The organism is Desulfovibrio legallii (assembly GCF_900102485.1).
Taxonomy (GTDB): Bacteria; Desulfobacterota; Desulfovibrionia; order Desulfovibrionales; family Desulfovibrionaceae; genus Desulfovibrio; species Desulfovibrio legallii_A.
The window spans coordinates 32,378-43,944 of the sequence record NZ_FNBX01000022.1; the positions used below are offsets into that span (position 1 = coordinate 32,378).

Consider the following 11,567-nt stretch of genomic DNA (forward strand, 5'->3'; position numbering starts at 1 on the left):
GGCGGACCCGTGCCGCCCCGACCCCGCAACGTATCGGCGTATGCCGTGATCAGTCGTGCTGACAGTGCAGACGCGGTCCTTCCTGTTCCTTTTTGAAGAGGTGGTTCAGGGCGTTCACATACGCCCTGGCGCTGGCCACAAAAATATCCGGATGCGTGCCGCGGCCCACGGCGCTGATGTCGCCGTCGCGCAGGCGCACGGTCACTTCGCCCTGGGCGTCGGTGCCGCCCGTAACGGCGTTGATGGCGTATTGCTCCAGATCCGGCTGGCGGCCCACCAGATCGGCGATGACGTTAAACAGCGCGTCCACGGGGCCCACGCCGAAGCCCGCGCTGCTGCGCTCCAGGCCGTCCACATCCATGAGCACTGCGGCCGTGGGCGGCACGCCGCCCGCGTCGGAGCTCTGCACGCTCACATGGCGCAGGCGGAAGCGGTCCGGCATGCGGTAGATTTCTTCCTGCACCAGGGCCATGAGGTCGTCGTCGAGGAGGGTTTTTTTGCGGTCGGCCAGTTTTTTCACCGCTTCAAAAACAACGTTGAGCTGGGCGTCGTCCAGGGTGTAGCCCATGCTCTCAAACTTGCTGCGCACGGCGTTGCGGCCCGAATGCTTGCCGATGACCAGGCTGCTTTCAGTGCGGCCCACGGACTGCGGGGTCATGATCTCATACGTTTCGCGGTTTTTGAGCATGCCGTCCTGGTGGATGCCCGATTCGTGCGCAAAGGCGTTGGCCCCCACAATGGCTTTGTTGTTGGGGATGGGCTGGCCGATGGTCATGGAGAGCAGCCTGCAGGAGGGGTAGATCTGCTCGGTGACGATTTTGTGGGTAAGGCCGAAGTGGTCGTGCCGCACATGCAAGTTCATGACCACTTCTTCCAGCGAGGCGTTGCCCGCGCGCTCGCCGATGCCGCAGAGGGTTACCTCCGCCTGGCGCACGCCCACCTTAAAAGCGGCCAGGGTGTTGGCCACGGCCAGGCCCAGGTCGTTGTGGCAGTGCACGCTGAAGATGGCTTTATCGCTGTTGGGCGTATTTTTGATCACATAGTCGAGCAGGGCGGCGTATTCGTCCGGTTCGGCGTAGCCCACGGTATCGGGCAGATTGATGGTGGTGGCCCCGGCGTTGATGACGGCCTCCACCACCCGGCAGACAAACTCGCCCTCGGAGCGGGAAAAGTCCTCGCAGGAAAATTCCACATTGTCCGTGAGGGCGGCGCAGCGTTTGACGCCTTCCACGGCCATGCGCAGCACGTCTTCAGGGTCTTTGCGCAGCTTGTAGCGCATGTGCAGGGGCGAGGTGGACAAAAAGACATGGATGCGCGGATGGCGGGCCACCTTCACGGCTTCCCAGCAGCGGTCAATGTCATTGGCCACGCAGCGGGCCAGGCCCGCCACCTGAATGTCCCCGGCCTGGGCGGCGATGCGTTGCACGGAGGCAAAGTCGCCGGGGCTGGAGGCCGGAAACCCCGCTTCCATTACGTCCACGCCCAGGACTTCCAACTGGTGGGCCAGGCGCAATTTTTCCTGCAGGTTCATGGTGGCGCCGGGGGATTGCTCCCCGTCGCGCAAGGTGGTGTCGAAAAAATATACGCGGTTGTTCATGGCTTTCTCCTCTGGTTGCACAAGGGGTAGGTATATCGTGCATAACGGCCGTCGTAAAGGGCGGCTGACCAGGGAGCGTTCCGCCCTTTTGGGGCGGCGAACCGTTACGCAACCTCAATCGCTCTGGGGCGATAGGGCGCGTAGTAGCTGGCGGTTGCGGCGGGGAAGAATGACCATGGTATAAACCAGGCCCCCGGCAATATAAGCGGCGCTGAGGGTGAAGCCCATGATCCGCGGGGCGGAAATCACTGTGCCCAGCACCAGCAAAAAGCCCAGCATGGCGCGAATGGGGTGCAGGCGCAGGAAATCGTATTCCTTGAAGGAGAAATAGCGCGTCCTGCTGACCATCAGTACGCCTGTGAAGACGCTCAGCGCCAGGGCCAGGTAGGGCAGGGCGGGGCGCAGGGCCCCTGGGAACAGAGCGGCGAAAAAGACGAAGGTCACCAGGGTGCAGCCGGCGGCCGGGATGGGCAGACCGATAAAGAAGCGCTTGCCCACCGCGGCGGTGCTGATGTTGAAGCGCGCCAGGCGCAGGGCCCCGCAGGCGGCATAAATAAAGGCGGCGGCCACGCCCACCCGGCCCAGAGCCGAGAGTTGCCAGTGCCAGAGCAGCATGGCCGGGGCCAGACCAAAAGCAACCAGGTCGGAGAGGGAATCGTACTGCACGCCGAATTCGCTGGCCGTGTTGGTAAGCCGGGCCACCTTGCCGTCCAGACCGTCCATGACGGCGGAGAGCAATATGGCGAAGCAGGCCGACTCAAACCGGCCCTGCCCAGCCCAGACCATGGACAGAAAGCCCAGAAACATGCTCAGTGTGGTGATCATGTTGGGCAGGAGGTAAACTCCTTTGCGCGGTTTTCTGCGTTCCACGGCCATGCGGGCATCCATCAGGGTAAATCGGCTTTTTCGGGCAAGGCGGCGTCAGCCCGGCGGGGCGGGCGTCGCAAAGGCGCGCTCAGCGGGGGCGGGCCAGCACGCTCTGTCCGGCCAGCACGGTTTCGCCCACGCGCGCAGCCGCAACATAGCCTTCGGGCAGGTAAAGGTCAACTCGCGAGCCGAAGCGGATCATGCCGTAGCGTTCGCCGCGGGAGAGGGCGTCGCCTTCCTCCACCCGGCAGACGATGCGGCGGGCCACCAGCCCGGCGATCTGCACCATGCTCCAGAGGTCGCCGTTGGCGTCGCGCAGGCTGTAGGCGCAGCGTTCGTTGTCCGTGGAGGCCTTGTCAAAGGAAGCGTTAAGGAATTTGCCGGGCATGTAGCGGATGCTCTGCACCGTGCAGGCGACAGGGGCACGGTTTACATGGACGTTGAAGACGTTCATGAAAATGCTTACGCACTGGCGCGGCTCCCCGCTGAAGGGATCCGGCCTGGTTTCCACGCGGATGATCCTGCCGTCGGCCGGGCTCACGGCCAGATCCGGGCCGGTGGGCACGACCCGTTCCGGATCGCGGAAGAAGTGGAGGCTGAACCAGCACAGGGCCAGAAAAATCACGGCCAGGGGCCACCACTCCAGGCAGGCGAAAACCAGGGCCGCCAGGGCGGTGAGGCCGATGCAGGGCCAACCTTCAGGGGTGATGCCGCAACGGGCTGGGCGCATGGAGTCCTCCTCAAAAAAGGGCGTGCGGAAAAAATTGCACGAAGCCAGCCTAGTCTTTTCCGGGGCGCTTTGGCAAGCCGCCCCTTGCCGGGCGCGCCGCCCGGAGCTATACTATGAATTATGAACATGTCCTTTTGCCGTCTGCGCGTTCTGGCCGTCTGCCTGGCCCTTCCCGGCCTGCTCTGGGCCTGCGGCCCTAAAGACGTCGGCACGGGCACCTCGACGGAAGCTGCGGGCGAACCGCAAGGGGTGAGCGTGGAGGATCAGCTGCGCTACCCCGTGTACGGTTCCAGCAACACGCAGCGTATGCTCTATTGGCAGAATCGTCCGGACGTCATGGCCCAGACGCAGGACTGGCGCGCGCGGCAGTTCCGCCGCACGGAGGGGCTGGACGCGGCCCCCGGCCCCGCGGACCCGGCCTACCGGGCTGTGCCCAGACAAAGCAGCCCGTTCAGGCAATAAAAAAATATGGATCCCATCACCCACGCCGCCAGCGGCGCCGTGGCCATGCTGGCCATGCCCCACCGCCCCGCCGCCCGCTGGGCCGTGCCCCTGGCCGCTCTGGCCGCCGCCGCGCCGGATGTGGACGTGCTCCTGGCCCACAGCCCTTTGCAGTTTCTGCTGCTGCACCGGGGCCTGACCCACTCCCTGTTTTTTGCGCCCGTGCTGGGGCTGTTGCTGACGCTTCCGGCCCGCTCACTCTGGCGGGCGGAGACGCCGGGCCACTGGCGGCCGGCCTTTGTCTGGCTGTTCATGACCTGCATGGTGCTGCTGCATATCTGGCTGGACTGCATCACCACCTACGGCACCATGATTTTTGTGCCGTTTTCGCATTTGCGGGTACGGCTCAATGCCGTGTTCATCATTGATCTGTTCCTCACCCTGCCGTTGCTGCTGGCGTTTTGGCGCTGGCGCGACCGCTGGTGGCGCATGCTCCTGGCCTTGGTCTGGCTGTTCGTCTATCCCTTGGCCGGGCTTTCGCTCAACGCCTGGCACACGGCCCAGGTGGAAGCGCGCCTGGCCGCCCAGGGCAGGGACGTGCGGCAGGTCACGGTGCTGCCCGACGCCTTTGCCCCTTTTTTCTGGCGCGTGCTGTATGAAGAGGAAACCCCGCACGGCATGCTGGTGCATTTGCAGGGCCTGGACGCGCTGGGGCGCTTCCGGGCGGAAGAAAGCGTCAGCCCGGCGGCGTCGCCGCGCCTGCTGGACGCTCTGGCCCGGCAATCCGTGGCGGCCAGGGCCTTTTTTGACTTTGCCCTGCTGCCCGTAACGCGGCCCGTGCCCCCGGCTGAGCTGCCGCTGTCGGCAGTGGCGGCGGACAGGGCCGCGGGCGGCCCGGCGCCCCTCTATATCATGGTGTACGACCTGCGGTTCGGCAGCAATCTGGCCGTGGTGCGCAAACTTTTGAATCTGCGGCCGCATGCGGATATTCCCTTCAAATATTTTGCCGAAATGGACTGCGCCCGGCCTGCGGCCCCGGCCGTGGACGCGGGCATGTGCGTTGCGCCACGCCTGCTGCGGGAGCGGCTGCGGTTTTCCGACAGCCGGCAGGATTCTTTGTGGCGCGCGCCCCGGCCGCCAGGGCCCGTGCCCTGGCAATCCTGGCTGGTGGGCCTGTATTGAGCGCGGGGGGTTCCTTTGTCTTGCGCGGCGGCCCCACATGGGGTATGCCGCCCCATGGCGCGTCTGTTTGGCCGCGCTGGATTCTGCAGCATGGAGGCCCGCTATGGACGCATCCTTTTCGCACCTGGACAGCCAGGGCAACCTGAGCATGGTGGACGTGGGGTCCAAACCCCCCACCGAGCGCGTGGCCGTGGCTGAAGCCGTGGTGGAGCTGGCCCCGGCCACCATGCAGCTGCTGCGCCAGGCGGCCTTGCCCAAGGGCGACGTGCTCACCTGCGCCAAGGTGGGCGGCATTATGGCCGCCAAGCGCGTGGGCGAGCTTATCCCGCTTTGTCATCCGCTCAACCTCACCTATGCGGATGTGCGCTTTGAGGTCACGGACGAGCCGCCGCGGGTGCGCATTGAGACGGAAACCCGCACTGTGGGCCCCACCGGCGTAGAAATGGAGGCCCTGGTGGCGGCGCAGACGGCGGCCGCCGTCATTTATGACATGTGCAAGGCCGTGCAGCGCGATATCGTCATCAGCCGGGTGCGCCTGCTGCACAAAAGCGGCGGCCGGAGCGGCCGCTACGACGCGCCGGAGCTGCCGTGAGCATGCCGGTAGTGGATCCTGTGGCCCTGACCCTGGGCCACCTGCAGGTGCGTTGGTACGGCCTTATGTATCTGGCGGGGTTTGCCCTGGGCTGGATTCTGGGCCGCTATCGGGCCACCAGGCCCGGTTCCGGCTGGACCGCAGCCGATGTGGACGACCTGCTGACCTGCGTTATGGTGGGCATTATCCTGGGCGGCCGTCTGGGCTATGTGCTGTTTTACGATCTGCCTGTGTACCTTAGCGATCCGCTGGAAATCCTGCGCATCTGGAACGGGGGTATGTCCTTCCACGGCGGGCTGCTGGGCGTACTGGGGGCCTTCTGGTACTATGCGCGCTCGCGCGGGCGCAGCTTCCTGGAAGTTTCGGACTTTATTGCACCGCTCATCCCGCAGGGGCTCTTTTTCGGCCGGCTGGGCAACTTCATCAACGGCGAGCTCTGGGGCAAGGTCAGCGACGTGCCCTGGGCTATGGTCTTTCCCGGTGCGGGCCCCTTGCCCCGGCATCCCTCGCAGCTGTATGAGGCTGTGCTGGAGGGCCTGGTGCTGGGCGTGGCGCTCTGGATTTTTTCCGCCAGGCCGCGTAAGGAAGGGGCGGTCTCCGGGCTGTTTGCCCTGGGCTACGCCATATTCCGCTTCGGTGTGGAATTTGTGCGCGTGCCGGATGTGCAGCTGGGCTATCTGGCTTTCGGCTGGCTGACCATGGGGCAGGTGCTTTGCCTGCCGTTGTTCCTGGCCGGCCTGTGGCTGCTCTGCCGCAAGGCAGAACCCGTGCGGCCGACGCCGCCCCCGCGCCCCGCGTCCGGGAAAAAGGGCGGCAAGAAGCGGCGTTAGCGCGTGGCGCAGGGCAATGCGCTGTGGCAACTGCGCAGACCGCCGCAAGGCGCAAGCGCCGCACCGCTGCGCGGGGCAAAGGTCGCGGTGAGCGCCCTGCCTGCTCTTGCGCAAGCGCGTTCCAAAAACGAGATGCCCGGCTGAGCGTCCCGCTATTTTCCCCCTTCCTTCTTGCGGCTTGCCGCCGATTGATAACGGCGGCGCTGCTGTGGAGCAAGGGGCAACGCCCGGCGGAAAATCGCCGCCTTGCCGCAACGCGGGGCAAGGGCGCGTCCGCTCTGCGGTGAAGGGACGGTCACGTCCGCCGGTTGACAGCCCGCAACTTTTCTGGGAAACTGACGGGCGTTTATCCGTTTATATCAAGGAGGCCATATGGCTAAGGAAGGGTCTATTGAAGTGGACGGCGTGGTGCAGGAAGCTCTGCCCAACGCCATGTTTCGCGTGGAGCTGGAAAACGGCTACGAGGTGCTGGCCCACATTTCCGGCAAAATGCGCAAATTTTACATCCGCATCCTGCCCGGCGACCGCGTGAAGGTGGAGCTTTCGCCCTACGATCTCACCCGCGGCCGCATCACCTATCGCATGAAGTAGCGCGCCCGTCCCCGCCTCAGGGGGCCGGCGAGCCGCAGCGCCAGTCTTTCCCGGAATGCCCGTTCGGGCCTTCCCTCACACCAGGCCCAGCCAGCGCAGCAGGGCCACGCACGCCAGAGCCCACAGGCCCGCCAGCACATCGTCAATCATTATGCCGAACCCGGCGGGCAGCCAGTTTTCCGAAGCCCGCACGGGCCAGGGCTTGAGAATGTCAAACAGGCGGAAAAAGGCGAAGGCCGCCAGCACCAGCCCGAAGCCCGGTCGGGGAAAAGGCAGCAGCACCAGCCACACGCCTACCAGCTCGTCAATGACCACTTCGCCGGGGTCGCGGCATTCCAGGATTTTTTCTGCTCTGGTGGCGGCCAGCCCGCCCAGAAAAAAGAGCGCCAGCAGCAGAAGCGCGCGCCAGCCAGGGCCCAGCGGCAGGAAAACATAAGGCGCCAGCAGGCAGGCCATGGCCGTGCCCCAGGTGCCAGGGGCCTTGGGGTCAAGCCCGGCCACGCCCAGACGGCAGAAGGATAATACGGCAGCATCCCAGAAGCGCATGGCATTTCCTGATTGAGGGTGGAGGGATGAAGCATAATATAGCACTGCCTGCTCCGGACCGCAATCGGCGGTTCGCCCCGCACCCGGCCCGTGGGCGGGCCCGACGGTGGGCCGTGCCGGGCAGTGGGCACGCAGATTTGCTATGAGGCTTGCGCCTGCTGCTGACCGCGAGGCTTGCGATCCGCTGCGGAGGGGAGCGGGGCGCGTCGGCATGGCCCGTTCGCGCGACAGGAAGCCCGTGGCGGCGTTTTTGTTGCCGGGCAGGACTGTGGCGTGCGGCGATTGTATTGACAAACCAGCGCGTTGCCGTATAGGCAAGAGCATGGACAAAAACCGCAGCGAACTGTTTGGCCGCTTCAGCTATGACGAGAGCCTGAGCTATGAGGCCCTGCTGGACGCCGAAGAGCAGCTTACCGGCCGCCTGGAAGCGCTGCTGCAACGGGCCGGGGCCGCGCATCTGGATTTTACGCCTTTGGGCGATGCGCTTATGTTCCAATGCGCCTTTGCGGAGCACAAGCCCTATGTGTACCGCAAAATCGCGCTGGAGACGGCGGCCTTGCTGCCCCAGGGGGTGCGCGGCCGGCTGCTGTGCCTGCACAAGGATTTTTCCGCCTTACATCTGTACTGGCTGGAACCGGGCCAGTGGCAGGAGGAAGCGCGGGACTTGCCGGAATGCCCGCCCACCGGGCTGAAAATCTGGCGCGTGGGTTGTGCGGCGGCGGCGCAGAGCCCGCCCCGGCCTTTGGAGTAGGCCCAAGGAAAAGGCCGAGCCTGTTCCCCCTTGCGGCGGGAGCGGACCCGATTTTTACGAGTCCTGTTTTTGGGAGCAAACCCCGTTCCCGCGCGTGCCGGGGGGCGGATTCAGGCCCGGCATCCCGGCCTGAACATGCGCAGCCGCAGAAGGCACGCTGCGGCGGGGCGATGCACAGTCGCTCTGCCGTCAGCCTGCGCGGAGGCCCCCTGGAGAACATTACGCCCGCTGTGTCCGCCCGCTGCGCAGCGGACAACGCCTGTGCCCGGATGGTGGAACGGTAGACACAAGGGACTTAAAATCCCTAGCCCGAAAGGGCGTGCGGGTTCAAATCCCGCTCCGGGTACCATAGACATATTCCATAAGGCTTCATGAGGCGTCAAAACCCTTGTGAAGCCTTACTTTTTTGCCTTTATCCTTCTCACCATGTGGCATATAGCGTCGTAAGATGCCCTTTTTGGGGGGGCAAATTCTGGGGCATAATCTCTCTAAGCAAAATCTGTAGAGGGAGGTGCCCCGCTTTATGCCCCTATCCGATTTAAAAATCCGCTCCGCCAAGCCTAAGGTCATTAGGGGCAGCCTCAGCGGACAAGAAACGGCAACTCTCGGACGAAGAATTGAAAATTAAAAAAGAGATCGTAGAGAGCCTGTTGATGTAATTACCCGGATTCAGCGGGCACAAAAAGCCCCTCGGTGTGAGGGGCGGGAGAAAAGATGAATTTTCCCCAATGAGGCACGAAGAAGATTCCACTGCATATGCCAGATGGCTTTGAACTATTGTTATTGCTTTGGCGTTAATCTTGGCTGCTTCCGTGCGGCCCTCAGCATAATTGCAGCGCCATCGCTATAAAAATATATAGTCGTCATTGTGCCTTGTCAGCCATTCTTCTGCCTTTTAACATTGACATTCCTTGTTGTTGTGAAAGTAATGTAGCGGCAGGCACTCCAGATTTTTTTTCAGAAACTAAGATGAAATAATATCTATTTTCTTTCATTGTGACTTTAAATCTAGCCTTTTTCCCTGTCCTTGCAGATTTAAGTTCAAATTCGAATGCATCATATGCCGGATCTGAAATCGTTATGTATGTATTTTTTGACAAAGAAAACTGCATACTGATGGCCTCGTTAGCGCCGTCAATATCTGGTGTGGTATAGAAGTTTGAAAATACAACAGGATGGTCAATTTTGTTATCAAAAATTAAAAATGCATAGTAATGCCCATTTACAATGCTGGGAAGCTGGATGGAATTAGCTGCATAAGATTGATTGCATATCAACAAAAAGCAAAACGTAAAAATCATTTTTTTGACAGACAAGATCCACATGGTGTCCCTCCATTTTTCAAGGCAATTTCTCTTTCTTCTCTCTTTCTGCTCCAACCAATAATCATTACTGTGCGGACAATAAAGAAGATGTTTGAGCGTATACATGTCTTTGCCCATTTCTTAACTTCTTCGCTCGTTCCCCATCTCTTACTGCTTAGTTTTTGTAGGCGTTGCTCAGCACAGCTGCCAAATCCAGACGACGCGGCCCAGCACAACATTGGCGTACCCCTCATAGGGCAGGGGGATGGGACTGTATGCGCTATTGTCCGAGTGCAGGACAATGGCTCCGTCAGCGCCCATGCGAAGGCGTTTGATGACCCGGCCGAAGGGCGGCATGTGCACAAGGTAGATGCCGCCTTCGGCGATATCTCCGGCAAAGGGAACAACCCCCACATAGGCCCCTTTGAGAATGGTGGGCTCCATGCTGTCGCCGTCAACGCGGAAGGCGGCCACATCTGGGAAGTTGTACTGCGGCAGAACCCGAATGAAGGATTCCGGGGAGCCGGAGAACAGCCCCGTAGCTGCGCCGGCCCCAGTATTGCCATAGACCGGCACTGCTGGCAGGGCGTCGCCCTCCACGAGCTCCTTGGGAGCTTGCGGGCCTGTGCGTGACATGACGGCCCCTTCAAAAAACGCCTCTGGCCCTGCGGCCTGGACAATTTTTGAGATTGTTTCCATGGAAGGGTTTTTGGTTTCCCTGCTTATAATTTTGCTCAAAGAATTTTGAGTAATCCCCGCCTGTTTGGCGAAGCGAGCTTGCCAACCGCGTTCATCCTTCCTGGCTCTGAGATATGAATAAAACCTTTCAGAAAATTCCATTTTTATCACCTATTCCAAACGGAATACCAGTGTCAAATTCTTATAGGAATTGTGTTTGAAAATATTTTCCCATAGGAATATCATTGAGGCATGAACATAGAAACTTTCCGCACAGACCTGCAGCGCGCTATCCGTGAAAAGGGGTTATCCCAAAGCGAACTCGCACGCCTGGCAGGAATCCGTCAGGGCACGCTTTCCAAGTTTCTGACCGCAGAAAATGGCAGGGATATGAACCTTTCCACTGCGCTCCGCCTTTGGCCGTTCGTCTACGGCGCCCCGCCTATCCCAGCCACCCCTGCCACGTCACCCGCATCTGCACAGGCTCAGGCAGCAGCGCAGTAGCGATAGCCGCAGCGTGGCCGAATGACCTTACCCCATTGCGTATCCCACTTGTAAGTTAGCGGTTCCTGTTGGGTTATGGGTTCTGTTCTGCCGGCAAAATTCTTCTGGCGTCAGCCAGCCCAGCGAACTGTGCGGCCGCCGCTGGTTGTAATCCTGCCTCCAGGCTTCAACTGCTTGACGGGCGTCATGTACGGATAAAAACACATGTTGATTCAAACATGCATCACGGAATTTCCCGTTAAAACTTTCAATATGCCCATTGTCCGTGGGTTTCCCCGGGCGAGTAAACTCTATCGCAACGCCATGCGCAACTGCCCAGGCATCCAGTGCCTTGCCACTAAATTCCGGGCCGCTGTCAACTTTTATACGTTGCGGCTTTCTCCCTCGGAGGCGTAACCTTTCCAGCACTCGCACAACACGCAGGCCTGGCAGTGACATGTCTACTTCCAGCGCCGGGCTTGACCGATCCCACAGATCCGCAATCGTCAAAATCCGGATGCGACGTCCATCCATAAGGGCATCGCTTACAAAATCCATCGCCCACAGCTCATCCGGACTTGTAGGGCACACCTGCTCGACACGGGTATGACTTGGGCGCTTCGCTCGTTTCCGTGTCCGCAGAGAAAGCCCCTCCTCCTGGTAGATTCTTTCTGTCCGCTTATGGTTCTGCACCAGGCCCTCACGCCGCAGCAATTCATGCAGGCGAGGAGAACCGAAGCGCCGCCGCTCTTCCGCCAGCTCCCGCAAGCGGGTACGCAAAAGCAGATCACTATCCTCGGGTGGCGGCCGCCTGGCGGAACAGCGGTTCAACTGGATCACTCGGCAGGCCCGCCGCTCTGAGAGGCCGTGTTGCGCCTGGATATAGCGCACGGCTTCCCTCTGGGCTGCGGGCTTCAGAAGTTTTTTGAGAGCACGTCCTTCAGGACGACAATATCCAGAGCCTGTTCGCCCACA

14 protein-coding genes, 1 tRNA gene and 1 pseudogene are annotated in these 11,567 nt (G+C 61.5%); 8 read left to right on the forward strand and 8 right to left on the reverse strand.

The window, feature by feature from the left end; genetic code table 11:
• Window positions 1-49: 49 nt before the first annotated feature.
• From BLS55_RS10915 to BLS55_RS10925, 3 genes are all read right to left on the reverse strand, one after another.
• Entirely contained in the window at window positions 50-1,597 is a 1,548-nt protein-coding gene (locus BLS55_RS10915; protein WP_092155132.1) for a 2-isopropylmalate synthase, read from the reverse strand.
• A gap of 114 nt (window positions 1,598-1,711) precedes the next feature.
• Window positions 1,712-2,473 (reverse strand): CDP-diacylglycerol--serine O-phosphatidyltransferase, encoded by a 762-nt coding sequence (pssA, locus tag BLS55_RS10920; RefSeq protein ID WP_092155134.1) that lies wholly within the window; start codon window positions 2,471-2,473, stop codon window positions 1,712-1,714.
• A gap of 79 nt (window positions 2,474-2,552) precedes the next feature.
• Window positions 2,553-3,194 carry a phosphatidylserine decarboxylase family protein gene (locus BLS55_RS10925; protein WP_092155136.1) on the reverse strand — a complete coding sequence of 214 codons (642 nt, stop codon included), beginning with the start codon at window positions 3,192-3,194 and terminating at the stop codon, window positions 2,553-2,555.
• Window positions 3,195-3,314: 120 nt separating this feature from the next.
• On the opposite strand from BLS55_RS10925, the gene BLS55_RS10930 reads away from it, so the two are divergent.
• The 5 genes from BLS55_RS10930 (at window position 3,315) to infA (ending at window position 6,830) form a co-directional block, all read left to right on the forward strand.
• Window positions 3,315-3,656 carry a chemotaxis protein gene (locus BLS55_RS10930; protein WP_257243230.1) on the forward strand — a complete coding sequence of 114 codons (342 nt, stop codon included), beginning with the start codon at window positions 3,315-3,317 and terminating at the stop codon, window positions 3,654-3,656.
• A gap of 6 nt (window positions 3,657-3,662) precedes the next feature.
• Window positions 3,663-4,817 carry a metal-dependent hydrolase gene (locus tag BLS55_RS10935; protein ID WP_092155138.1) on the forward strand — a complete coding sequence of 385 codons (1,155 nt, stop codon included), beginning with the start codon at window positions 3,663-3,665 and terminating at the stop codon, window positions 4,815-4,817.
• 103 nt (window positions 4,818-4,920) lie between these two features.
• Window positions 4,921-5,409 carry a cyclic pyranopterin monophosphate synthase MoaC gene (gene moaC, locus BLS55_RS10940; RefSeq protein WP_092155140.1) on the forward strand — a complete coding sequence of 163 codons (489 nt, stop codon included), beginning with the start codon at window positions 4,921-4,923 and terminating at the stop codon, window positions 5,407-5,409.
• Window positions 5,410-5,411: 2 nt separating this feature from the next.
• A complete protein-coding gene (gene lgt / locus BLS55_RS10945; protein WP_180365461.1) occupies window positions 5,412-6,239 on the forward strand; it encodes a prolipoprotein diacylglyceryl transferase in 828 nt (275 codons plus the stop codon).
• A 372-nt stretch (window positions 6,240-6,611) separates the two neighbouring features.
• A complete protein-coding gene (gene infA, locus BLS55_RS10950; protein ID WP_092155144.1) occupies window positions 6,612-6,830 on the forward strand; it encodes a translation initiation factor IF-1 in 219 nt (72 codons plus the stop codon).
• A 75-nt stretch (window positions 6,831-6,905) separates the two neighbouring features.
• On the opposite strand, the gene BLS55_RS10955 is transcribed toward infA, so the two are convergent.
• Window positions 6,906-7,376, reverse strand: a complete 471-nt coding sequence (locus BLS55_RS10955) for a phosphatidylglycerophosphatase A family protein (RefSeq protein ID WP_092155146.1) — start codon at window positions 7,374-7,376, stop codon at window positions 6,906-6,908.
• Between the two features lie 322 nt (window positions 7,377-7,698).
• Between BLS55_RS10955 and BLS55_RS10960 the strand changes: the two genes are divergently transcribed.
• Together BLS55_RS10960 and BLS55_RS10965 are read left to right on the forward strand one after the other, a co-directional pair.
• On the forward strand, window positions 7,699-8,127 hold the full coding sequence (locus tag BLS55_RS10960; protein WP_092155148.1) for a hypothetical protein: 429 nt from the start codon (window positions 7,699-7,701) through the stop codon (window positions 8,125-8,127).
• Window positions 8,128-8,390: 263 nt separating this feature from the next.
• A tRNA-Leu gene (locus BLS55_RS10965) sits at window positions 8,391-8,476 on the forward strand.
• A gap of 514 nt (window positions 8,477-8,990) precedes the next feature.
• Here the strand turns inward: BLS55_RS10965 and BLS55_RS11955 are convergent.
• The 3 genes and pseudogenes from BLS55_RS11955 to BLS55_RS12415 all read right to left on the reverse strand — a co-directional run.
• Entirely contained in the window at window positions 8,991-9,452 is a 462-nt protein-coding gene (locus BLS55_RS11955; protein WP_143339557.1) for a hypothetical protein, read from the reverse strand.
• A 174-nt stretch (window positions 9,453-9,626) separates the two neighbouring features.
• Window positions 9,627-10,067, reverse strand: a complete 441-nt coding sequence (locus BLS55_RS10970) for a S24 family peptidase (protein ID WP_257243231.1) — start codon at window positions 10,065-10,067, stop codon at window positions 9,627-9,629.
• Window positions 10,068-10,112: 45 nt separating this feature from the next.
• Window positions 10,113-10,271 (reverse strand): annotated as a pseudogene (locus tag BLS55_RS12415) (helix-turn-helix domain-containing protein); the annotation flags it as partial.
• Between the two features lie 90 nt (window positions 10,272-10,361).
• Between BLS55_RS12415 and BLS55_RS11960 the strand changes: the two are divergent.
• Entirely contained in the window at window positions 10,362-10,613 is a 252-nt protein-coding gene (locus BLS55_RS11960; protein ID WP_143339558.1) for a helix-turn-helix domain-containing protein, read from the forward strand.
• A gap of 27 nt (window positions 10,614-10,640) precedes the next feature.
• Here BLS55_RS11960 and BLS55_RS10975 read toward each other — a convergent pair.
• The coding region (locus tag BLS55_RS10975) for an IS3 family transposase (protein WP_143339559.1) at window positions 10,641-11,567 on the reverse strand (927 nt) is incomplete at its 5' end.